This window comes from Variovorax sp. V118 (genome assembly GCF_041154445.1).
Taxonomy (GTDB): Bacteria; Pseudomonadota; Gammaproteobacteria; order Burkholderiales; family Burkholderiaceae_C; genus Variovorax; species Variovorax boronicumulans.
Genome location: NZ_AP028663.1, coordinates 4283270 through 4305151, shown reverse-complemented (window position 1 = coordinate 4305151; position 21882 = coordinate 4283270). Strand labels below are relative to the sequence as shown.

23 protein-coding genes and 1 pseudogene are annotated in these 21882 nt (G+C 68.8%); 7 read left to right on the top strand and 17 right to left on the bottom strand.

Translation table 11 applies throughout. From position 1 onward, the window contains the following. Positions 1-23: 23 nt before the first annotated feature. The 3 genes from flgL (at position 24) to ACAM52_RS19975 (ending at position 3250) form a co-directional block, all read left to right on the top strand. On the top strand, positions 24-1235 hold the full coding sequence (gene flgL / locus ACAM52_RS19985) for a flagellar hook-associated protein FlgL (RefSeq protein ID WP_369644405.1): 1212 nt from the start codon (positions 24-26) through the stop codon (positions 1233-1235). A gap of 148 nt (positions 1236-1383) precedes the next feature. Then, the gene (locus ACAM52_RS19980; RefSeq protein ID WP_369644404.1) at positions 1384-2007 is read left to right on the top strand and encodes a pentapeptide repeat-containing protein; all 624 of its coding nucleotides are present in this window, start codon (positions 1384-1386) and stop codon (positions 2005-2007) included. Positions 2008-2191: 184 nt separating this feature from the next. Further along, the gene (locus tag ACAM52_RS19975) at positions 2192-3250 is read left to right on the top strand and encodes a hypothetical protein (protein ID WP_369644403.1); all 1059 of its coding nucleotides are present in this window, start codon (positions 2192-2194) and stop codon (positions 3248-3250) included. 34 nt (positions 3251-3284) lie between these two features. Here ACAM52_RS19975 and kdsA read toward each other — a convergent pair whose 3' ends face one another. Further along, on the bottom strand, positions 3285-4136 hold the full coding sequence (gene kdsA, locus ACAM52_RS19970; RefSeq protein ID WP_369644402.1) for a 3-deoxy-8-phosphooctulonate synthase: 852 nt from the start codon (positions 4134-4136) through the stop codon (positions 3285-3287). A gap of 158 nt (positions 4137-4294) precedes the next feature. Here kdsA and ACAM52_RS19965 point away from each other — a divergent pair, with 158 nt between their 5' ends. Then, positions 4295-4897, top strand: a complete 603-nt coding sequence (locus ACAM52_RS19965; RefSeq protein WP_369644401.1) for an SMI1/KNR4 family protein — start codon at positions 4295-4297, stop codon at positions 4895-4897. Between the two features lie 10 nt (positions 4898-4907). On the opposite strand, the gene ACAM52_RS19960 is transcribed toward ACAM52_RS19965, so the two are convergent. After that, positions 4908-5765 (bottom strand): LysR family transcriptional regulator, encoded by an 858-nt coding sequence (locus tag ACAM52_RS19960; protein ID WP_369644400.1) that lies wholly within the window; start codon positions 5763-5765, stop codon positions 4908-4910. A gap of 83 nt (positions 5766-5848) precedes the next feature. Here ACAM52_RS19960 and ACAM52_RS19955 point away from each other — a divergent pair, with 83 nt between their 5' ends. Continuing rightward, positions 5849-6226: a tautomerase family protein gene (locus ACAM52_RS19955; protein ID WP_062469294.1), complete on the top strand. Its 378-nt coding sequence runs from the start codon at positions 5849-5851 to the stop codon at positions 6224-6226. A gap of 135 nt (positions 6227-6361) precedes the next feature. Here ACAM52_RS19955 and ACAM52_RS19950 read toward each other — a convergent pair whose 3' ends face one another. Then, positions 6362-7546 carry a homoserine O-acetyltransferase gene (locus ACAM52_RS19950; RefSeq protein ID WP_354343145.1) on the bottom strand — a complete coding sequence of 395 codons (1185 nt, stop codon included), beginning with the start codon at positions 7544-7546 and terminating at the stop codon, positions 6362-6364. Between the two features lie 218 nt (positions 7547-7764). On the opposite strand from ACAM52_RS19950, the gene ACAM52_RS19945 reads away from it, so the two are divergent. Together ACAM52_RS19945 and ACAM52_RS19940 are read left to right on the top strand one after the other, a co-directional pair. Next, positions 7765-8838: a sensor histidine kinase gene (locus ACAM52_RS19945; RefSeq protein WP_369644399.1), complete on the top strand. Its 1074-nt coding sequence runs from the start codon at positions 7765-7767 to the stop codon at positions 8836-8838. After that, a complete protein-coding gene (locus tag ACAM52_RS19940; RefSeq protein WP_369644398.1) occupies positions 8835-9629 on the top strand; it encodes a LytR/AlgR family response regulator transcription factor in 795 nt (264 codons plus the stop codon). Before ACAM52_RS19945 ends, ACAM52_RS19940 begins: the two co-directional genes overlap by 4 nt. A gap of 33 nt (positions 9630-9662) precedes the next feature. Here ACAM52_RS19940 and ACAM52_RS19935 read toward each other — a convergent pair whose 3' ends face one another. The 14 genes and pseudogenes from ACAM52_RS19935 to fliF form a co-directional block, all read right to left on the bottom strand. Then, positions 9663-10541, bottom strand: a complete 879-nt coding sequence (locus tag ACAM52_RS19935) for a hypothetical protein (protein WP_369644397.1) — start codon at positions 10539-10541, stop codon at positions 9663-9665. A gap of 110 nt (positions 10542-10651) precedes the next feature. Beyond that, positions 10652-11448: pseudogene (gene fliR, locus ACAM52_RS19930) on the bottom strand (flagellar biosynthetic protein FliR). Further along, a complete protein-coding gene (gene fliQ / locus ACAM52_RS19925) occupies positions 11445-11714 on the bottom strand; it encodes a flagellar biosynthesis protein FliQ (RefSeq protein ID WP_062469313.1) in 270 nt (89 codons plus the stop codon). Before fliQ ends, fliR begins: the two are co-directional and overlap by 4 nt. Further along, positions 11711-12469 carry a flagellar type III secretion system pore protein FliP gene (gene fliP / locus ACAM52_RS19920; protein ID WP_062469318.1) on the bottom strand — a complete coding sequence of 253 codons (759 nt, stop codon included), beginning with the start codon at positions 12467-12469 and terminating at the stop codon, positions 11711-11713. The genes fliQ and fliP overlap by 4 nt, the downstream gene beginning before the upstream one ends. Next, a complete protein-coding gene (gene fliO, locus ACAM52_RS19915) occupies positions 12466-12936 on the bottom strand; it encodes a flagellar biosynthetic protein FliO (RefSeq protein WP_369644396.1) in 471 nt (156 codons plus the stop codon). The genes fliP and fliO overlap by 4 nt, the downstream gene beginning before the upstream one ends. Next, positions 12933-13361, bottom strand: coding sequence for a flagellar motor switch protein FliN (fliN, locus tag ACAM52_RS19910; protein WP_062469325.1), 429 nt, complete (start codon positions 13359-13361; stop codon positions 12933-12935). The genes fliO and fliN overlap by 4 nt, the downstream gene beginning before the upstream one ends. Further along, positions 13354-14355: a flagellar motor switch protein FliM gene (fliM, locus tag ACAM52_RS19905; RefSeq protein WP_095946623.1), complete on the bottom strand. Its 1002-nt coding sequence runs from the start codon at positions 14353-14355 to the stop codon at positions 13354-13356. Before fliM ends, fliN begins: the two co-directional genes overlap by 8 nt. A 30-nt stretch (positions 14356-14385) precedes the next feature. Then, positions 14386-14901, bottom strand: coding sequence for a flagellar basal body-associated protein FliL (gene fliL, locus ACAM52_RS19900; protein WP_369644395.1), 516 nt, complete (start codon positions 14899-14901; stop codon positions 14386-14388). Between the two features lie 117 nt (positions 14902-15018). Then, positions 15019-16356 carry a flagellar hook-length control protein FliK gene (locus tag ACAM52_RS19895; RefSeq protein ID WP_369644394.1) on the bottom strand — a complete coding sequence of 446 codons (1338 nt, stop codon included), beginning with the start codon at positions 16354-16356 and terminating at the stop codon, positions 15019-15021. A gap of 19 nt (positions 16357-16375) precedes the next feature. Further along, positions 16376-16834 (bottom strand): flagellar export protein FliJ, encoded by a 459-nt coding sequence (gene fliJ, locus ACAM52_RS19890; RefSeq protein ID WP_062469337.1) that lies wholly within the window; start codon positions 16832-16834, stop codon positions 16376-16378. After that, positions 16831-18258, bottom strand: a complete 1428-nt coding sequence (gene fliI / locus ACAM52_RS19885) for a flagellar protein export ATPase FliI (RefSeq protein ID WP_369644393.1) — start codon at positions 18256-18258, stop codon at positions 16831-16833. The genes fliJ and fliI overlap by 4 nt, the downstream gene beginning before the upstream one ends. Positions 18259-18262: 4 nt before the next feature. After that, positions 18263-19036 carry a flagellar assembly protein FliH gene (gene fliH, locus ACAM52_RS19880; RefSeq protein WP_369644392.1) on the bottom strand — a complete coding sequence of 258 codons (774 nt, stop codon included), beginning with the start codon at positions 19034-19036 and terminating at the stop codon, positions 18263-18265. Then, entirely contained in the window at positions 19023-20024 is a 1002-nt protein-coding gene (gene fliG, locus ACAM52_RS19875; RefSeq protein WP_062469343.1) for a flagellar motor switch protein FliG, read from the bottom strand. The genes fliH and fliG overlap by 14 nt, the downstream gene beginning before the upstream one ends. Continuing rightward, entirely contained in the window at positions 20017-21714 is a 1698-nt protein-coding gene (fliF, locus tag ACAM52_RS19870; protein WP_369644391.1) for a flagellar basal-body MS-ring/collar protein FliF, read from the bottom strand. The genes fliG and fliF overlap by 8 nt, the downstream gene beginning before the upstream one ends. Between the last annotated feature and the right edge of the window lie 168 nt (positions 21715-21882).

Genomic DNA, 21882 nt, shown 5'->3' with positions numbered 1-21882 from the left:
CCGCACAGATTCCAGGACCCGCGATGCGCATCAGCACCCAATCCTTCTACGAACAGAGCCTGCAGTCGATGGGCCTGCAGCAACAGAAGCTGTTCAAGGTCCAGCAGCAGCTGGCGACCAACTCCAAGTTCCTGTCGGTCGGCGACGACCCGGTGGGCGCGGCGCGCGCGCTCGGCGTGAGCCAGACGCTGGCGGAGGGCGCCCAGTTCGCCACCAGCCGCCAGCGCGCGGCGCTGGCGCTGTCGACCGAAGAGAACGCGCTCGACTCGGTGACGTCGATCCTGCAGCACGTGAAGACGCTGGTCGTGCAGGCCGGCGGCGGCGGCCTCTCGGACGCCGACCGCGGCTCGCTTGCCACGGCCATCCAGAGCAGCCTGGAGCAGCTCGTGGGTGTGGCCAACAGCGACAACGGCAGCGGCCAGTACCTGTTCGCCGGCTACAAGAGCGGCAGCCCGCCCTTCGTGATGGCTGCCGGCGGCGGCGTGCAGTACGTGGGCGACCAGGGCGAGCGGCTGATGCAGATCGACGTGGCGCGCCAGATGTCGACCTCGGACGACGGCCGCAGCATCTTCCAGTCGGTGCAAGGCGGTGCGGGCTACGTGACCTCGGGCTCGCCTGCCAACACCGGCTCGGGCGTGTTCGGCGCGGTGAGCATCACCGACGCCACCGCACCGAACTACGGCAAGGACTTCACGATCCGCTTCACCGGCACCGACTACACGGTGATGACCAAGGACACGCCGCCGGTCGTGGCCGCGAGCGGCCCGTTCACCGCCGGCACCCCGATCTCGTTCGGCGGCGTGCAGATCGCCATCAGCGGCACGCCGGCCAACGGCGACAGCTTCGACGTGTCGACCGCGCGGAACGCCGGCACCGACATCTTCGCGGCCCTGGGCGAGCTGGTGACGGCGCTGCGCGCACCGCTCAACGGCGGCGGCGCGGCGGCCCAGGCGCAGCTGCGCAATGCGTTGAGCACCGCCAATGTGAAGGTCACGAACGCGCACGACAACGTGCTCACCGTGCTGTCGTCGGTGGGCTCGCGCCAGGTCGAGCTGCAGGCGCTCGACAGCGCGGGTGCGATGAACAAGCTGCAGGAAGAAAGCTACCTGTCGTCGATCGAGGACCTCGATCCGTACACGGCGATTTCCGAGTTCTATCAGCGGCAGTCGTCGCTGCAGGCGACGCAGATGACGTTTGCCAAGCTGAACAGCATTTCGCTTTTCAACTACCTGTGAGGGTGGGGGTGGCCAGCGGCTGCGTGCCGGCCACTGGAGGGGGAAGCCCATCGTCGCGATGGACGCGGGCAGAATGCGTCGACTGGCTGCCGTCGGTCGTCCGCCTGGCAGCAGCGCACCACACCCACCTTCCTCGGAGAATCGATCCATGGCCGACCGTGCATATGGGGCACTGGCACCTGCGACCCGGACCACGCTGGCTGGAGAGCGCTGGTACGGGAAAGACATCGACCGGCAAACGCACACCGCCGTCCTGTTCAACGAACTGGACATGACGGAGGCCAGAAACACCGGGTCGGTGTTCACCGACTGCACGTTCCGGAGCGCGCGCTTCAATTCGTCGGTCCACACGGATGCGGCCTTCGTCAATTGCACGTTTGTCGCCTGCAAGTTCTTCGATGCCAGCTTCATCGATTGCAAGTTCATCGGCAGCATGTTCGATGGCTGCATGTTCGAGGTGATGAAGGCGGTCGGCGGCGACTGGTCGTTTGCCGGCCTGCCGGGTGCCGACTTGCGCAAGGCGTCGTTCAACGGCACACGGATGCGCGAGGTCGACCTCACGGGCGCTCGGTGCGACGGCGGCGTGCTTCGCGATGTCGATCTGTCGGGGGCCTGGCTGCACAGCGCCAACTTCTCGCGGTGCGACCTGCGTGGCAGTGACCTGAGCGCACTCGAACCGCAGCACGTGCAGCTCCAGGGCGCAGTCATCACCGCCGTGCAAGCGTTGACCATCGCCGAGGCGCTGGGAATGGACGTCAGGCCGGAGGAATAGAAGCGAGGCAGCGCGGGTGCGATGAACACGAGGCAGGAAGCAAGCTGCCTGCCGTTGGCGTGTGATTGCTTCTCCGCTTGCGTCTTGCGAGGCGGGCCACCGGTTCCCGTGGCCTCCCACAAAAGCGGTATTTCGTTTGCGAATCGGCCGGCTAGATTCAGGCGCCATCCTGGAGGAGAAAAGCATGCCGATCGTTCGCACCCTGGCCCTGAGCGTCTTCCTGCTGGGCACGGCCTTGCCCGCCCTGGCCGCGAACGACGGCACCGACAGCCATTGCGTCATCGGCAAGGACAGCACGCTTTTCAACCAGTGCAACTACAGCGTCGACGTCGGCTTCTGTGTCGAGAACCCGCGGCAGACCAAGCACTTCTTCGACAGCTCCGAGGCCTTCCAGTGCCCCAACGGCGGACTCAGCACGCTGGGTCCCGGCAAGAAGGAGGGCAACCTCCTGCACGGCACCGTGCACTGGTGGGCCTGCTCGACCAAGCACCGGGGCACGGGCCGCTGGCGGTACGTGGAAGGGCGGGGCTACAGGGGGTACTGCTTCTCCGAGAAGGAGGCGAAGGCCGGAAATACAGCGCCCTCGCAGCGAACGCGCGCCTCATCTGAAGAATGCAAGGCGCTGCAGCAACGCGCCACGCAGGCCTCGGGCCCCGGCGCGGACCGCATCCACAACTACACGATGATCGAGTACCTTGATCGCAGCTGCGGCAACCTGACGCCCGAAGATCGCGCGGCCACGCGCAAGGTCTATCAGCAGGAGTACGTGCGGCTCGTTTCGGAATGCAGACATTCGGGCGCCAGGAACTGCGACTCGGCCGCCATGCCGAACGAGGCAGCGGCGCCGGAACGTCCGACGGTCCAGGCGGGCACTGTCTCCGCAGCGAGGGCATCCTCGCGCAGCGAACCCTCCGTGGACATGCTGATGTCGCGGTGCTCGGACGCCCTGCGGACCGCCATCGACACCTTCTATCAATCGGAGGTGGAGGCCGACCGCTACTACCGCCGCACGCACACTGGGTCTCGCGAGCGCGTGCAGGGCTGGATGACGGAAAAAGCCAGGGTCGAATACGCCGCAGGCGCGCTGGCCGTTCCGCCCCAGTCGCTGGCCGAGTACCACGCCGGAGCGCTGCAGGAGGCGGCGAGCCGGACCCGGCCGATGGGCAACGGACTGCACGATCCCCATCGCGAACAGGCGCTGCTGCGGGCCTGCTACATGAAGGCCCGCCTCGACAGCCGCTAGAGGCCCGTGCGTGCGCGACGGCGCAGCGCCTTGTTCAGGCGCGGATGTGCAAGGGCGCGAACGACTTCACCAGGTCGTCCAACGCCTTCAGCTGCGTGAGGAAAGGCTCCAGCTGGTCCAGCGGCAGGGCGCTGGGGCCGTCGCACTTGGCCTGTGCCGGGTCGGGATGCGCTTCGAGAAAGAGGCCCGCCAGGCCCACCGCCAGGCCCGCACGCGCCAGCTCGGCCACCTGCTCGCGCCGCCCGCCCGAGGCGATGGCGTTGGCCTCGCGCTGCTGCAGCGCATGGGTCACGTCGAAGATGACCGGCAGGTCCCCGGTGACCTTCTTCATGGTGCCGAAGCCGAGCATGTCGACCACGAGGTTGTCGTAGCCGAAGCAGGTGCCGCGGTCGCACAGGATGACGGAGGAATTCCCCGCCTCCTTGAGCTTCTCCACGATGTTGAGCACCTGCGTCGGGCTCAGGAACTGGGGCTTCTTGACGTTGATGACCTTGCCGGTTTGGGCTAGCGCGACGACCAGGTCGGTCTGGCGGGCGAGAAACGCGGGCAGCTGCAGGACGTCCACCACTTCGGCGACGGGTTTCGCCTGCCAGGGCTCGTGCACGTCGGTGATGACCGGCACGCCGAACGCCGCCTTGACGGCCTCGAAGATCTTCAGGCCTTCTTCCAGGCCGGGGCCCCGGTAGGAATGGATGGACGAGCGATTGGCCTTGTCGAAGCTCGCCTTGAAGACATAGGGAATGCCGAGCTTCTGCGTGACCCGGACGTACTCTTCCGCGGCACGCAGGGCCATGTCTTTCGACTCGAGGACGTTCACGCCGCCGAACAGGACAAAGCCCTTGCTGTTGCTGACATGGATGGCGGGGGTGATGGCGACGGTGGTCAAGGCGAGCTCCTCTGAAGTGTCTGTTGCCCCGCATTCTCGCGGTTCGGCTTCTGGCCCAGAATGGGCTACGGCCTGAACCTGCCTGGCCGATAGGGACGGTGCACGACCTCGACGCGGGGCCGGTGCGCCGTGATCCGCGTTAGGCTGCAGCGCACGCCATGAAAGTACTCTTCCCCAATCCCTTCGGCCGCGCACCGGCATCCGCACAAGCGGTCGACGCGCTGCAGCGCCGCCTCGGTTTCTCCGACGCCTACGCCGCCTTCCTGCGAACCCAGAACGGCTTCTCCCTGTACGAGATGGAACAGGCCGGCGACATCGCTGCCTATGTGCGGCCGGACGGCACGGCGAGCAGCGCGTCGCACGCCAACTTCCGGGTGCTCAACAGCTTCGGCGCCTCGGACCCCCACTGCGACCTGGAGACGCTGCAGGCCGAGAGCCTGCTGGCCGCCTGGTTTCTGGACATCGGCAGCGACCCGGCGGGCAACCCGTTCGTGGAGGTGCTGCACGGCCGGCACAAGGGCCGTATCGCCAGCCTCGACCACGACCTCTTTGCAGGCAAGCTGGACACGCAGGAGTTCCTGGCCGACATGGAGCTGACCCACCTCCCATCGCTCAGCCTGGACGCGCAGGCCGATGCCCTGTGCGACGAGGCGCAGGGCCTGGTGTGGTTCCACGCCAGCGACATGCAATCCTTCCTGGACCATTGCATCCACTGCGACGACGATTTCTGGGGCTTCGTGGTGGACGAACGCGCGCCCTGACGCAGTCAGATCAGTTTCTCGCCACGCTCCTGAACGCCGCAGACAGGGCGTCCACGGCCTCGCGCGCTCGAGCCTCCCGGACCCGGGAGTGCAGCAGGACCGGCAGGCGCGGCAGGTCGGGCAGACCGAGCTTCGGCCCCACGTCGACGCAGCCCAGGGGCAGCATGCGCGGCGCCAACGCCGCGACGCCCAGGCCGGCCATCACCGCCGCCGCCACGGCCGCGACGCCGCCCCCCACAAACACCTCGGTCCACGGGATGCCGGCCGTGTCCAAAAGCTGCTCCGCCAGCGCGCGCACGCCGCAGGGCTGCGCCATCGTGGCCAGCGGCAGGGGCTCACCCACGTGGTGCTGCCAGCCTGCGGCAGCGAACCAGCCGAAGCGCTCCTGCGTCAGAAGCTTTCCGTCCGTGCGTCCCGCGTGCAGCCGGACGATGACCGTGTCGAGTTCCCGTCGGTCGTAGCTCTGGAGCAGATCGCCCGACGAGCCGATCCGGATATCGATCAGCAGCTGCGCGTCTTGCGCGTTCATGCGGGCGATCAGCGCGGGCAACTCCGGGCCTGCCACGTGGTCGCTGATGCCGATGGTCAGTCGCTGGCGGGCGCTCGCAAAGGCCGCCAGCGTGCGATCGTGGACCGCCAGGAGTTCCCGGGCGTGTCCGAGGAAGGCGGCACCGCGCGCCGACAGCTCCACGTGCCGCGGCGTGCGCTCCAGGAGCCGGCAGCCCAACCTGTCTTCCAGGCGTTTCAGTTTCAGGCTGATCCCTGCCTGCGTGGTCTGCATGACTTCCGCGGCGCGCGTGAAGCTGCCCAGCTCGGTGATGCGAACGAAGGCCTGAACGGCATCGAGATCCAGCGGGCGATCAGTCATGACAAAAGATTGTTATTGAGATAAGTATCAATAGCAAATCTGAATACATAACATCCGCTGTTCCACCATGACCCGGAGCAGCGATGCCCACCATTCACATCTCGATGCGCGCGGGAAAGCCAGAGGCTTACCGGCAGGCGATCTTCGACAGCCTCTATCGCGCCCTGCGCGACACGTTGAACGTGCCGCAAGACGACCAGTTCATGACGATCACCGAGCACGAGGCCGCCAACTTCCGATATGGAGGCGCCTTCGGCGTCGCGCGCAGCGACGATCTCCTGTACATCCAGATCACCGTTTTCAACACGCGCACCGCGCAGCAGAAGAAGGCGCTGTTCCAGCGCATCGCGCAGCTGCTGGCCGAGAGTCCGGGGATACGCCCGGAGGACGTGTTCGTGACCCTTGCCGATGCACCCAGGGAGAACTGGTCCGTCGGACATGGGTTGGCGCAATTTGCCTGAGGAATGGCTCCTTCAGCCTCCAAAAGAAAGCCTGCATCCATCGCGCGATCCCAGAAAACTGGCGGACGGAATTTGAAAGAGGCCGGCTTCCTCTTCCCGACCGGACGCTTGCTGACAACGCCACAGACCGCGTGCCTACTTCGCCAGGAGCGACGCAATCGCCGGCCCGGCCAGGCCGATGGTGGCACCCAGTGCATCGGCGTGGCCATTGGGACTGTTCATCTCGACATACTCTGCCGGCGTGCCTTGCGCCTTGAGGATCTCCACGGCGCGTTTGGACAGGAGCGGCGGAAAGATCTGGTCCGAGCTGATGCCCACGAACAGCGACCTGGCCTTGATGCGTTCTGGTTTGGCGCTGGGCAACTGCAAGGCCTTCAGCGTGTACAGCCAGCTGTTGGCGTCCATGCCCTTGGCACGCGCTTCGCCTATCTTCTCGAGGGTGGCATCGACCGCAAACTGGTTCGCAGCCGCTTCGCCGGGGTTCTTGCCCGGGTCGGCCCACTTCTGGCCGAAGGCCTTGTCGGCCCAGGCGAAGCTGAGCGCGTCGAGCGTGACCAGCCGCATGGCCTGCGTCATGCCTGCCAGCGGCTCGGCCTTGCCGTGGTAGTCGCCGTGGGCCCAGTTCGGGTCCAGCCGCACGGCCGCGCCCCACGAGCTCATCTTGGCGATGGCGTAGGCCGGGCTGTCGACGCCAGGCCCCACGATGGACACCAGGCGCTGCACGCGCTCCGGGTAGGCCGAGGCCCATTCCACCGACATCCAGGCGCCGGCCGACGCGCCCGCCACGGCGTAGAGGGTTCGAATGCCCAACGCATCGAGCAGCGCCTTCTGCACCTCCACCGTGTCCCGCGCAGCCAGCACCGGGAAGCGCGGGCCGTACGGTTTGCCGGTGGCGGCGTCGATGCTGGCGGGGCCGGTGCTGACGACGGTGGCCGATGCGCGATTGGGGTTGGCCAACGCGTCGGTCGCGATGACGAAGAACCGATCGGTGTCGATCGGCAGGCCGGCGCCGATGATCGTGTCCCAGTAACCCGGCGCGGCGTCGCTCGCCGCATACCGGCCGGCGGCGTGCGAGGTGCCGGTGATGAAGTGATTGATGAGGATCACGTTGTCTCGCGCCGCATTCAGGCGGCCATAGGTTTCATAGCCGATGCGCACGCCCTTGATGACCTGGCCGTTCACGGTCGTGTAGGTGGGCAGGTTGAACACCTGCTTTTCCACGATGCCGTCGAAGGCCTGTGCGTGCGTCGTGACGAGAGCGGCGCAGACGGCGGCCGCGGCGCAAAGCAGCGTGTTCGAAAGAGAAGAAGATCGTTGCATGGGGACTCCCGAGTGGTGAGGCCCGCACTGTCGGCGGCCGCTGCCAGGCGCGCATCCGGTTTGGCGCCCAAACCCCCAACCGAGGGCGTCAACGGTCGTGAGGCGGTATCGAGCGGTCGCCGTTCGGTCCCCTCAAACGACGGCTCGAGGACAAACTCGCCCCACGGGCCCTCGATCGGTAGCGGCATGGCGTGCCAACCTCTACAGTGGCGCGATGCATGCAGCCGACTGCCCCCGTGATCCGCGTTGATTCACCGATTCCCGCCCGCTGGCTGGGCGCAGCGCGGCTGACCGCCGGCGCGTTCCTGCTGTGCGCGATCGCGGCCGCGCTGCTCTTCTGGGCCGCACCTGCACTCGAAACGCCGGCGCGTCTGTTCGTCTTCGTCGAATGTGTCGGCATGGTGTTCGTTGCGTGCGTCGCGGTGCTGGGCCGCTTTGGACGGCTGCGGCGAATGCAGGCGCTGCCCCGTTGGCTTCTGACCGGCGCGATCGCCATCCCGACGGGGTACTTCGGGGGGCACCTGGTCGCGCTCCTGATCCTGGACGAACCGATCGGCCGCGTCGTGGGTCATGACAGCGACTACATGGTGGCCTTCGCCTTCGGCCTGGTGCTGGCCATGTTCGTCCTCTACGTCGCCGCGACGCGTGACCAGCTTGCCAAGGAGGCGGTCGCTCGATCCGACGCCCAGCGCCTGGCCACCGAATCGGAGTTGCGGCTGCTGCGCGCGCAACTCGAACCCCACATGCTGTTCAACACGTTGGCGACTCTGCGCTCGCTCGTCGACGAAGACCCGCTGCAGGCCGAACGCATGATCGACCAGCTGATCGTCTACCTGCGCAGCACGCATGCCGCGTCACGCGACGAGGTGACGACACTGCAGTCGGAGTTCGCCCAGCTGAGGGCGTACCTCGACATCATGTCCTTGCGCATGGGGCCCAGGCTGGCCTACCGACTCGACTTGCCCGCCGAGCTGGAGCGGATCGCCATCCCGCCGATGCTGTTGCAGCCGCTGGTCGAGAACGCCATCAGGCACGGCCTGGAGCCGAAGTTGGGCGCAGGGGGCGTCGAAGTGCTGGCACGTTCGATCGAGGGCGGCATCGAGGTCGCTGTGGACGATTCCGGTCTGGGCTTGTCGCCGCACCTGCCCGCTTCGGGTAGCGACGAGGTCTGCGGGGCCGGACTGAAAAATGTGCGTGACCGCCTCCAGACCCGCTATGGCCTGCGTGCGTCCCTGTCTCTGCAAGCGCGATCGCCGTGCGGCGTGCGCGCGGTCGTGAGGATTCCATCGTGAATGCGTGGCGCGGCGTGATCGCCGAAGATGAACCGGTGCTGTCGCGAACGCTGCAGCGGCTGTTGCACGAAGCCTGGCCCGAGCTGGAGATCGTGGGCGTCGCCGACGATGGCCTGAAGGCGATCGAGCTGGCACAGACCCTGGCGCCCGATGTGATGTTCCTGGACATCAAGATGCCGGGCAAGACCGGCCTGGAAGTCGCCGAGGCCGTCGCTGACGAGTGGCCCGACGACCAGGCCGAACCGCTCTTCGTCTTCATCACCGCGTACGACAACTTCGCGATCTCGGCGTTCGAGCATGCGGCGATGGACTACATGCTCAAGCCGGCGACGCTCGAACGCCTGCAGGTCTGCGTGCAACGCCTGAAGCAAAGGTTGCACGAGCGCGCGCGGACACCGGCGGCCGGTGGCATGGCGGCCCTGATGGAGCGCGTGCAGTCGATCACCGATCCGGCGGACGCGCCCGAAAAGATCAAGGTCATCCGCGCCGGCGTCGGCAACACCGTGCGGATGATTCCGGTCTCGGAGGTGATCTGCCTGGAAGCCGCCGAGAAGTACGTCAATGTCGTCACGGCCCAGGGCGAGGCGCTGGTGCGCATGAGCCTGCGCGATCTGGTGTCGCGCATCGACGCCGCCGACTTCACGCAGGTGCATCGCGGCGTGCTCGTCAACACCCACTGCATCGAGAGCGCCACCCGCGACGAGAACGGGCGCTACAGCCTGTCCGTGCGGGGCCTGGCGCGATCGCTCAAGGTCAGCCGTGCGTTCGGGCACCTGTTCCGCGCGATGTAGCGGGAGCAGGCTTGTTGATGGCGAGGGCCGGGGTCATCGTCTCGGGGCGCGCAGCCTCGCAATGCCGAAGCCCAAGGCCACTGCGACGCACAAGAATGCCAGCACGGCCAGCCAGGTGGATTGGGTGAAGTAATAGGCGCCCAAGGCCGCACCCGCGGCCACGAAGGCGCCCAGCCATTCCAGGGTGGGGTCGAACCAGCTCTTGGCAGCGTGCGCCTTGGGTTCCGCGAACGCGCGATCGTGTTCGTCGATCTGCTGTGGGGTCGGTGGTCTGCGGGCCTTCCTTTGTCGCGGGTCGGGGAAGTGTTCTCTCAACGCCGGCGTGGGCCAGGCGCCATCGCTGGATGACGCGATGCCGCTCAAGGTCCAGATCGGGTCCGCATCGTGCCTCGCAAGATCCGACATCAGGCTTTCGAGCGCCTTGCTGTCGTGGAGACCGTCGATGTCCTCAAGATCGGCGCGCAGCCATGGCTCGGCGTCGGCCGCATCCGGCAAGCCGGAAGTGCGCAGCAGGAGGTAGTCCCCGAAGTGCTGCGCAATCAGTGCTTCAAAGGACGCGTAGATCGGGCGGTAGCGTTCTCCGACGGCGCCGAGGATCGCTTCACGCCGCTGCGTCAGCCGCGCAACCGCTGCGGCCTTGTCAATGACGAGGTAGGGGTAGGTCGCGTCGGCGCCGAAATCCTCGATGCATTCCTCGCGGTCGACGGCCGAGGCTTCGTCGTCGATGTCGTATTCGTCGATGAAGCGCGCATGCCGGATGTCGCTGGTGCTGAAGAGTGCCCGCCAGAACAGCGGGAAGAACGCGTTGGCCTCCAGCTCGGCGCCGTCGCCGAAGAAGCTGCGCCATTCGTTGCGGCTGCCTTCCGGCATCCGGGGCAGGGAGGAGCTGGACAGATAAATAGGGTGTGACATGCGCGACCTTCCGTGTTGCGGCCGGAATCATCTTAGTGGGAGCGGCGCGCCATCCCGTGACCCTGCTGTCCTTCAAACCAGCCGACTGGCCGCAAGCAGCCCTTCACCCCTCAGCGCCGCAACCCCTGCGTGAACCGCAGCATGTTCGAGAGCGACTCCGCAAACCGCGGCTCCAGGAACGCCGCCAGGTGCGGCATCAGCAGTTGCAGCATCACCAGCCCCGCCAGCAGCGTCAGCGGAAAGCCCACCGCGAAGATGCTGAACTGCGGCGAGGCGCGGTTCAGGATGCCCATGGCGAGGTTGAGCGTGAGCAGCGCGGTGATCAGGGGCAGCGCCAGCAGCAGGCCGCTCGCGAAGATGTCGCCGCCCGCGAGCACCAGGAACATCCAGCCGCCGGCCGCCAGCGGTGCGTCGGCGATGGGCAGCGTGTGAAAGCTCGCGGCCAGCGCCTCCAGCATGAGCAGGTGGCCGTCCAGCGCCATGAAGATCAGCATCGCCAGCATGTTCAGCAACCGCGACACCACCATCGTGCTGCCGTGGCTCATGGGGTCGAAGAAAGACGCGAAGGACAGACCCATCTGCAGGCCGATGTACTCGCCCGCGGCCAGCACTGCGGTGAACACGAGTCGCATCGAGAAGCCCATGGCAGCGCCGATCAGCACCTGCTGCACGATGATCCAGAGGCCGCCCGCCGACACCACGGGAACCGCCGGCAGCGGCCCGAGCGTGGGCGAGATCACCAGCGTCAGCACGGCGGCGATGCCCACTTTCACCTGCCGCGTCGCCCAGGGCTCGCCGAACACCGGCGCCGTGGAGACCATGGCCAGCATGCGCACGAAGGGCCAGAGAAGGCCACCAGCCAGGCCTCGAGCTGGCCCGAGGTGACGGAAAAGACCGAGGGCGTCACGCCAGCATCTGCGGGATGCTGGCGAACAGGGCGCGCATGTAGTCGAGCATGCGGTCGAGCATCCACGGCCCGGCGATGACCAGCGTCGCGAACACCGCGAGCAGCTTGGGAATGAAGGACAGCGTGGCCTCGTTGATCTGCGTGGCCGCCTGGAAGATGCTGACCACCAGGCCGATCACCAGCGCCACCAGCAGCAGCGGTGCACCCAGCAGCAGCGAGATTTCCATGGCCCGGTGGCCCATGGTCATGACGGATTCGGGCGTCATAAGTAGAAGCTCTGCGAGAGCGCGCCGATCAGCAGCTGCCAGCCGTCGGCCAGTACGAACAGCATCAGCTTGAAGGGCAACGCGATGGACGCGGGCGGCACCATCATCATGCCCATCGACATCAGCACGCTCGCCACCACGAGGTCGATGATGAGAAAGGGAATGAAGATGGTGAAGCCGATCTGGAACGCCGTCTTCAGCTCGCTGATGACGAAGGCCGGCAGCAGGATGCGCAGCGGCACGTCTTCGGGCCCCTGCATCTCGGGCGCCTTGGCGAGCCGCGCGAACAGCGCCAGGTCGGTCTCGCGCGTCTGCTTGAGCATGAAGGTCTTGAAGGGCGCGATGCCGCGCTCCAAGGCCTTCTCGGCGCTGAGCTTGCTTTCCGAGAAGGGCACGTAGGCCTCGGTGTAGGCCTTGTCGAACACCGGCGACATCACGAAGAAGGTGAGGAAAAGCGACAGCCCCACCAGGATCTGGTTGGGCGGCGAGGTCTGCGTGCCGATGGCGGTGCGCAGCAGGCCCAGCACGATGAGGATGCGCGTGAAGCTGGTCATCGACAGCAGCAGCGCGGGCAGGAAGGTGAGCGAGGTGAGCAGCACCAGCGTCTGCACGCTCAGCGACCAGGTCTGGCTGCCGCCGGGGCCCGGCGTGCTCGTGAGGCCGGGCAGCCCTTGCGTCCACGCGGCGGCGGGCAGCGTGGCGGCGAGCAGCAGCAAGGCGGTGCGCAGGCCGCGGTGCAGGGCAGGACGCGTCATGGCGCGGTGCGCGCTTTGCCGGCGAGCGAATCGCGCAGCTTCTGGGCGAACAGGCCCACCGGGTTCTGTGCCGGCGCGGGCGTTGCAACGGAAGGCGTTGCCTGGGCCGGCAAGGTGTGCAGCGTGCGGACCTGGCTGCTGGTGACGCCCAGCACCAGCCACTGGCCGGCCACGTCCACCACGACCACGCGCTCGCGCGGGCCGACCATGGCGGTGGACACCACCTTCAGCACCTGGCCGCCGCCCAGCCGCTGCAGGCCGAAGCGCCGCGCCAGCCACGCGCACAGGAAGATCAGGCCGACGACCGCCGCCATGCCGAAGCCCGCCTGCAGCAGGCCCGCGCCGCCGACCGCAACGGGTGGCGCGGCTTCGCGCACCGGCGTGGGCACGGTGGGCAGCGCGGCGTGGACCGCATGCGCCGCATGCAGGCCCAGCGCAAGCAGCGAAGACACCCGCGCCAGGTTCATGCGCGCGCGAGCTTCTGCATGCGCTCGGAGGGCGTGACGATGTCGGTCAGGCGGATGCCGTACTTCTCGTTCACCACCACGACTTCACCCTGCGCAATGAGGTAGCCGTTGATCAGCACGTCCAGCGGCTGGCCGGCCAGGCCGTCGAGCTCCACCACCGAGCCCTGCGACAGCTGCAGCAGGTTCTTGATGGTGATGCGCGTGCGGCCGATCTCGGCGGTGAGCTGCACGGGCACGTCGAGCACGCGCGCGATGTCCACGGGCGTGGCGGACGAGGCAGCCGGTGCATCCTGGATCTGCTGGAAGACCTGCGCCGTTGCGGGAGCCACGGCCGGGTCGGGCGCGGGCGCGCTGGCCGCGGTCTGCTCGGCCAGTGCGCTGGCCCAGTCGTCCGCGTCGCTGGCGGCAGAGGTGTTGTCAGTCATGGTCGTTCTTCGAATCGCTGTCTTGGTGGGAGATCATGTGTTGCACGCGCAGGGCGTAGCGCTCGTTGGAGGTGCCGTAGCCGCAGGCCATCACGGGCACGCCGCCGACCTTGGCGACCACCGTCGCCGGCAGCTCGATGGGAATCACGTCGCCCACGCGCAGCTTCATCACCTCGCCCAGCGTCGAGGGCATGGTGACGAAGTCGGCGGTGAGCTCGACGTCGGCGGCCTGCATCTGGCGCGACATCTGCGTGACCCAGCGCTTGTCGACCTCGACCTCGTCCTGGATCGGGTTGGACAGCAGGTCGCGGATCGGCTCGATCATCGAGTAGGGCAGGCACACGTGCAGGAAGCCGCCGATGGGGCCGAACTCGATCTGCAGCGTGGTGTTGATCACCACCTCGTTGGGAGCCACGATGTTGGCGAGCTTGCCGTGCATCTCGGCGCGCACGTAGTCGAAGGCCAGCGGATACACCGGCTGCCACGCGTCGCCGTAGCACTGCAGCGACAGGTCGAGCAGGCGCTTGATGATGCGCTGCTCGGTGCGCGTGAAGTCGCGCCCTTCCACGCGCACGTGGTAGCGCCCGTCGCTGCCGAACAGGTTGTCCACCACGAGGAACACCAGCTTCGGATCGAAAACGAAGAGGGCGGTGCCGCGCAGCGGCTTCATGTGGACCATGTTGATGTTCGCGGGCACCGGCAGGTGCCGCACGAACTCGCCGAACTGCTGGATCTGCACCGGCCCGACCGAGATGTCGGGGCTGCGGCGCATGAAGTTCAGCAGCGCGCTGCGCAGGCCGCGCGCAAAGCGGTCGTTGATGACCTCCAGCGTGTGCATGCGGTTGCGCACCACGCGGTCGGGCGCGCCGAGGTCGTAGGCCGGCAGGCCGTCGGGCGGCGGCGCGGGCGCGGCGGCCTGGTCGAGATCGCCGCCGGTGACGCCCTGCAGCAGCGCATCGACCTCGTCCTGGGAGAGCACCTGTTCATACGCCATGGATCGCGGGTCCGCAAACGGGCATCGTCGTCACTGCACGACGAAGGAGTTGAAGGACACGCTCGCAATGCCCAGCTCGGGCAGGCCCTCGGCCAGCGGTGCGTTCAGCGCGCTGTGGATCTCCGTGGCCAGCCGGGCCTTGTCTTCCGAGGTGACCAGCGATTCGGGCGGGCGGTTCGACAGCAGCACCAGCAGGCGGCTGCGCAGCTCGGGCATGAACTCCACGATCTGCGCCTTGGCCTGCTCGTCGCGCAGCTTCAGCGCCATGCCGATCTGCAAAAAGCGCGAGCGGCCTTCGGACTGCAGGTTGACGGTCAGCGGCTCCAGCAGCAGGAAGATGGGCTTCTCGGGCACTGGCGCCTTGGCCGTCTCGGCGGCGGCGTGCTCGGTGAAGCGGGGCAGCACGAAGACGTACGCCGCCGCGCCGGCTGCGGCCAGGCCGAGCACGGCCACGAGCCCGATCAGCAGTTTCGAGGTGCGGCGCGAGGCCGGCGGGTCGGTCGCGACCGACGCAGCCGCGGTGGCGGCGGGAGAAGAGGTAGCCATGGTGAAACGGTGGACGGGTCCGATCTATTCTTTGCGAAGTCGCCCGCCGGCGAACGGCCGAACAAGCGCACAAAGGCGCTTCACATCCGTTCATTGGGGGAGGCGGGCGGGGCGGTGTCAGGCGAAGGTGTCGACGCCCGGGCCCGTGCGTGGGGCGGCAACGGGGCGGGGTGCTGCCGTTGCCGTGCGGGCGATGTCGGTGGCAGCGGACGTGCCCTGCGGTCGCCATGCGCCCTGTCGTTGGTTGTGTTGCTGCTGTTGTTGCTGCGCGAACGCGGCATCCTGGCCGAAGGGCGCGCGCGTGTCCGCGCCCACCGAGGTCTGGCCCAGCGTGATGCCCTGCTCCGACAGGCTGGTGCGCAGCTGCGGCAACGCGGCCTCGACGGCCTTGCGCACGCTCTCGTGCGCCGACACGAACGCGGCCTGCGCCTGGTGCTCGCCGACCGACAGCGTGACCTTCAGCGGGCCGAGGCCGGCGGGGTTGAGGTTCAGCTCGGCCGTGTGCGTGCCGCCGAGGCTCATGCGCGCGAGCTGCTGGCCGAGTGCGGGTGCCCATTTCTCGCTGCCGACTTCGGGCGCGAGCGTGTGCACGGCGGGGCGTGCGGCGGGGCTTTCGGTCGTGCGATCGGTGGAGACGGTCGCGGGCTGTTGCAGTGCGAACGGCGCGGTGGGCGCCGCCGCCGCGTCGTCGCCCGAGGTGCTGGCTGACACCGCGGCGACGGGCACTGTTTCTGTCGTCGAAGGCTTCGCGTCGCCGGCAGGCTGTGCTTGCGCGGCGGCTGCGAGCTGTTCGGTGGTGGTGGCGCTCACGGTGCGCGGTGCGCCCGCGCGGCCCGGTGCGGTGGTGCCGACGGGCGGGCCTGCGGGTGCGGCGGCGGGCTTCTTGCCATCGACAGCCATCGGCTGCGCGGCCACGGCGGCGCGCACGATCTCGTACAGCGAGGGCGGTGCCGCGTTGTCGGCTTCAGGCGCTGCGCCTTGCGCGACGACGGTTGCAGTGGGGGCGGAGGCGTCTTCGGTGGCGATAGCGGGCGCGGGTGTGGTGGCGGCGTCGCTGCTCAAACGCACCGTGCCTGCAGGCAGGCCGGCTTGCGCGTCAGGCGTGACCGGCGCCAGTGAAGTTTCTGGCGCACCGCTGCCCTGCGTGGCCGCACCTCCCGCAAGCACCAATGCCTGTTGCGGCGTGACGGCGGCTGCGAGAAAAGCGAAATCCGGCTCCGCAGGCTGCGCATCCCGCATCTCTTCCGCAAGGTCCGCCTTGCGCAGCGGCTTGGCATCCGCCACCACGGTGTCAGCATCCGACGCCTTCTCGGCCTGGCTCGCGCGCGAACGTTCGAGCGCGGCACCGAACGCGCGGCCCTGCGCCTCGTCGGCGTTGCTGCGGCCACGTGCGCCGCCCTGCGCGACCGGCGAGGTGGCGGCAGGCGTGACGGACGGCGGGATCATGGGAGGCATGTCGGTTCCTGGAGGAGATTCAGTGGGTGGGGTGCGAGGCGCGGTCGAAGAACTGGCGGGCGGCGCGTTCGTCGCTGTCGCGCTGTTCGCGCTTGGCCTGCGCCATCAGCTCCTGCGCGCGCACGCGATCGGCCAGCGTGTCGAAGGAGCTGAGGCGGCGCTTCTCGCGCTGCCAGTCGGTGCGGCCCCGGTCGAGCTGGTGCCCGGCCCGCTCGGCTATGGCGCGCTGCTGCGCGATCGCGTGGTCGAGCGTGCCGAGGAAGTTGCGGTAGTTGCGCCACTGCGACGACGGCAGGCCGCCGCGCATCAGCGTGTCGAGCTGCGCGTGGTAGTCCTGGCGGTACTGCAGCAGCAGCTCGAGCTTCTGCTGCGCGCTCAGGTGCGCGCTTTGCAGCGCGCCCAGGCGGCGCGCGGCGTCGTCGGTCTGGCTCTGCGCCAGGTCGATGAGCATGCCGAGGGGGAGCTTGCTGCTGCTCATGGGCGTCCTGGGGAAGGTGTGTGCGTGAACAGGCTGTCCATGTGGGCGATGGCCTCCTCGTAGCCGGTGCGCTCGTGCATCGACTGCTGCAGGAAGGCTTCGATGCGCGGGTACATCGCGATCGCCTGGTCCAGCTGCAGGTCGTGCCCCGGCGCGTAGGCGCCGACGCTGATCAGGTCGCGGTTGCGCTGGTAGCGCGACAGCATCTGCTTGAAGCGGCGCACGGTGTCGAACTGCGCGGGCGCAATCAGCGACGTCATCGCGCGGCTGATCGAGGCCTCGATGTCGATCGCCGGGTAGTGCCCGGCTTCGGCCAGCGTGCGCGAGAGCACGACGTGGCCGTCCAGGATCGCGCGCGCCGAATCGGCGATCGGGTCCTGCTGGTCGTCGCCTTCCGACAGCACGGTGTAGAAGGCCGTGATCGAGCCGCCGCGCCCCTGCGCGTCGCGCGCGCCGTTGCCGGCACGTTCGACCAGCGCAGGCAGCCGCGCGAACACCGAAGGCGGGTAGCCCTTGGTGGCGGGCGGCTCGCCCACGGCCAGCGCGATCTCGCGCTGCGCCATCGCATAGCGCGTGAGCGAATCCATGATGAGCAGCACGTCCTTGCCCTGGTCGCGAAAGTACTCGGCCAGGCAGGTGGCGTAGGCCGCGCCCTGCAGGCGCAGCAGCGGCGAGTTGTCGGCCGGCGCGGCCACCACCACGGCGCGGGCCAGGCCTTCCTCGCCCAGCGTGTTCTCGATGAAGTCCTTCACCTCGCGACCGCGTTCGCCGATGAGGCCGACCACGATCACCTCGGCGCTGGTGTAGCGCGCCATCATGCCCAGCAGCACGCTCTTGCCCACGCCCGAGCCAGCGAACAGGCCCATGCGCTGGCCGCGGCCGACGGTGAGCATCGCGTTGATGGCGCGCACGCCCACGTCGAGCACCGAGTCGATGGCCGCGCGCGACAGCGGGTTGATCGGCGGCGCCGCCAGCGGCACCTGGCGCGCCACGTCGAGCGGGCCGAGCCCGTCGAGCGGTCGGCCGGCCGCATCGACCACGCGCCCCAGCATGCCTTCGCCCACGGGCAGGCGCTTGGTGTGGGCGTCGCCGGTCGCACCGGGCTCACGCAGGCGGGGCCGCGCGAAGACGCGCGCGCCGGGCAGCAGGCCTGCGACTTCGGTCTGCGACATGAGAAAGAGACGGTCGCCCGCGAAGCCCACCACTTCGGCCTCGGCATGGCGCTGCGGATGGCCGGGCGGCAGCTCGATGAGGCAGTCGCTGCCCACGGGCAGTTGCAGGCCCACGGCTTCGAGCACGAGGCCGACGGCGCGCGTGAGGCGGCCCGAGGCGGTGGTGGTCGTGCTGCGGGCGACGTCGGCGCGCGCCTGTTCCAGCACGGCGCGCACGCTGTTCAGATGAGGGTTGGGGGCCGTCGTCTGCATCGGCTCAGGAAGCGTCGCCACGCAGCGCGGCACCCACACGCTCCCAGCGCGTGGCCAGGCTGGCGTCCAGCTCGCCCGTGGCCGACTGCACGCGGCAGCCGCCGCGCGCCAGGCTGTCGTCGGCGCGCAACTGCCAGCCGGCCGCCTCGATCTCGTTGCCCAGGCTGTTCTTCACCAGCGCGAGGTCGTCGGGGTGCAGCAGCAGGCGCGGTTCGCCGCGCAGCGCGGGTTCGGCGTGCAGCAGGTCGCGCACCAGCGGCAGCACCCACTCGGGCTCGGCCTGGTAGGTGCGGTGCACCACCTGGCGCGCCACGTCGAGCGCGAGCGCGAGCACGGTCTCGGCCAGCTCGGCCTCGGCGCCGCGCAGCGCTTCGGGCAGCGAGCGGGCCAGCGCGCGCAGGCGTTCGGCATGCACGCTGGCGGCGGCGAGGCCGGTGGCCAGGCCTTCGGTGTGGCCGACCTGGCGGCCTTCGGCCAGCCCGGCGGCGCGGCCCTCGGCCTCGCCCGCGGCGCGTGCCTCCTTGCGGATGCGGGCCAGCTCGGCGAGGTCTACCTTGGGCGCGGGGGGCGCAGGCGGTGGCGAAGGGCGCTGCGCCGTGTGACGCGAAAGCGCCGTGCCTGACGGCGCCTTGCCATCGAGCGTGCCCATCTCCCAGCGCTCCCACGCCGACAGCGCGGGCGTGCCGGCGCCGGCCTGGCGCGCGGCCGCATGGATGGCGGCGAGGCGCTCGCGCGAACTGTTGGAGGCGCCGAAGGCGCCGGGGTCAGACGAAGTCATCGGTGCCAGGCGCCGCGATCACGATCTCGCCGGCGTCCGCCAGACGGCGGGCGACCTGTAGGATGGCCTTCTGTTCGGTCTCGACCTGCGACACGCGCACGGGACCGCGCAGCTCCATGTCCTCGCGCAGCGTTTCCGCGGCGCGCTGCGACATGTTGCTGAGGAACTTGTCGCGCAGCTCCAGCGGCGCACCCTTGAGCGCGATGATGAGCGAGTCGCTCTCGATGTCCTTGAGCAGGCGCTGGATGCTGCGGTCTTCCAGGCCCAGCAGGTTCTCGAACACGAACATCTCGTCGACGATGCGCTGGGCCAGTGCTTCGTCCTGCTCGCGCACATGGGCGATGGCTTCTTCTTCCACCGTGGTGCTCATCAGGTTGACGATCTCGGCCGCGGTGCGCACGCCGCCCAGGCGGCTGCGGCGCAGGCCCTGGCCCGCGAGCATCTCGGTCAGCACCTCGGTCAGCTCGTTCAGCGCCGACGGCTGCACGCCGCCGAAGGTGGCCACGCGCATGATCACGTCGTGGCGCAGGCGCGCGGGCAGCTTCTCGAGCACCTCCGACGCCTTCATGCGGTCCAGGTGAACGAGCAGCGTCGCGAGGATCTGCGGGTGCTCGTCGCGAATGAGCTCGGCCACTTCGCCGGCCTCGAGTTCGTTCAGGCGCTCGATGCCGCCGTGCGGCTCGTCGGGCTGCAGGATGTCCTCGAGCAGGTTGCTCGCGCGGTCGTCGCCCAGCGCCTTCTTGAGCACGGCGCGGATGTAGCTGGTCGAGCCCAGGTGCAGCGCCGACAGCTGCTCGGTCTCCTGGCGGAACTCGGCCAGCACCGAGGCCAGCTCGTCGCGCGAGACCGCGCTCAGCTTGGACATGGCCAGGCCCAGCGCCTGCACCTCGGAGGTGGGCAGCAGGTGCAGCGCGGCGGCGGCGCGGTCTTCGCCCAGCGCCATGAGCAGGATGGCGCTCTTGCGGGTGCCTGCTTCGCTGCTAGTCATCGGTGTGCATCCAGTGCTGGATCAGGGCGGCCACGAGCTTGGGGTCCTTGTCGGCGGTCTGCTGGGCGTAGTCCATGTCGGCCTTCTGGCGTGCGGACTCGCGCTGCTGCAATGTTTCTTCGGGCTCGGCCGGGGCCGTGCCGGTGGGGGGCACGGCGCTCGCATCGGCCACGGATTGCGCGGGCGGCGGCGCGGCCAGGTGCCGGCGCATCAGCGGGCGCCCCACGGCGAACCAGGCGAACAGCGCGAGCAGGCCGATGAGCAGGTAGGGGACCAGCGTCTTGCCGAACGCGAGGGTGTCGCGGTCGCGCCAGAACGGCACGTCGGGCGCGGGGCCGGCCTCGCTGTCACCGTCGCGGGCGAAGGCGCTGTTGACCACGTTGAGCGAGTCGCCGCGTTCCTGGCTGAAGCCCATCGCTTCCTTGGCGAGGTTGCGGATCTGCTCCAGCTCGGCCGGTGCGAGTGCGCGGGCGCTGGTCTTGCCCGCGGCATCGACCGTGTCGCGGTGGTTCACCACCACGGCGACCGACAGGCGCTTCACGCCGCCGGCGGCCTGCTGCACGTGGCGGATGGTGCGGTCGAGCTCGTAGTTGGTCGTGACGTCCTTGCGCGTGTTGCTCGGACCGGCCGGTGCAGCGGTGGGGGCGGGGGATGCGCCCGGTGCGTTCGGCGCATTCGGCGGCTTCGGCGTGGTGATCGGTGCCGTCGGGTTCACCGGCGGCTGGTTCGACAGCGCCCCCGGCACGCCGCCGGGCGGTGCACCGTTCTGCTGTGCCGATTCGCTCGACTGCTGGCTGCGGATCGCGGCCTGCGCCGGGTCCTGGTTGGGCCGGTACTTCTCGTCGGTGTGCTCCACCACCGAGAAGTCGATCTCGGCCGCGACCTGCGCGCGCACGTTGCTCGCGCCCACCAGCGGCTGAAGAATGGCCTCGATGCGGCGCACGTAGCCCTGCTCGATCTCCTGCGCGTACTTGAGCTGGCTCACGTCCAGCCCCTGGCTGGTGCCGCGCGCCGACGACAGCAGGTTGCCGCGCTGGTCGACCACCGTGACGCTCTTGGCGTCCAGGTCGGGCACGCTGGCGGACACCATGTGCACGATGGCGCTCACCTGGCCTTCGTCGATGCTGCGCCCGCGCATCAGCGTGAGCACCACCGAGGCCGAGGGCTTCTTCTGGTCGCGCACGAACAGCGACGGCTTGGGCAGCGCCAGGTGCACGCGCGCGGCTTCGATGCTGCCGATCGATTCGATGGAACGTGCGAGCTCGCCTTCGAGCCCGCGCTGGTAGTTGACCTGTTCGGCGAACTGGCTGGTGCCGAACTTCTGGTTGTCCATCAGTTCGAAGCCCACGCCGCCGGCCTTGGGCAGGCCCTGCGCCGCGAGCTTCAGGCGCGTCTCGGCCACCTTGTCGCCCGCGATCAGGATCGCGCCGCCGCCCTCGGCGAACTTGTAGGGCACGTTCATCTGCTGCAGCGACGCGATGATCGCGCCGCCGTCGCGGTCCGACACGTTGGTGTAGAGCACCTTGTAGTCGGGGCCGCGGCTCCACAGGAAGAAGGCGGCCGCCACTGTCGCCAGCGTCGCGGCGCCGAGGATCAGCGGCAGCCGGGGCTGCGCGCGCATGCGCTCCAGCATCGGGGGCAGGCCGTTGGCGCCCGCCGCCAGGCCGCCCGTGGGCGCGGCCGTGCTCATCGGCGCGCCTTCGCCGGGGCCGTTGCGCCGCGCAGGGCCGGCGCCGGTGTGAGAGAGGGAATTCGGTGTTGGGATGTCATGCCGGTGGCCGGCGACGTCGTGCGCGGCCTGTGGTTTCGCGAACGATTGTCAGCAGGCGATGTGGAATTCGATCGGTCGAACAGCCGG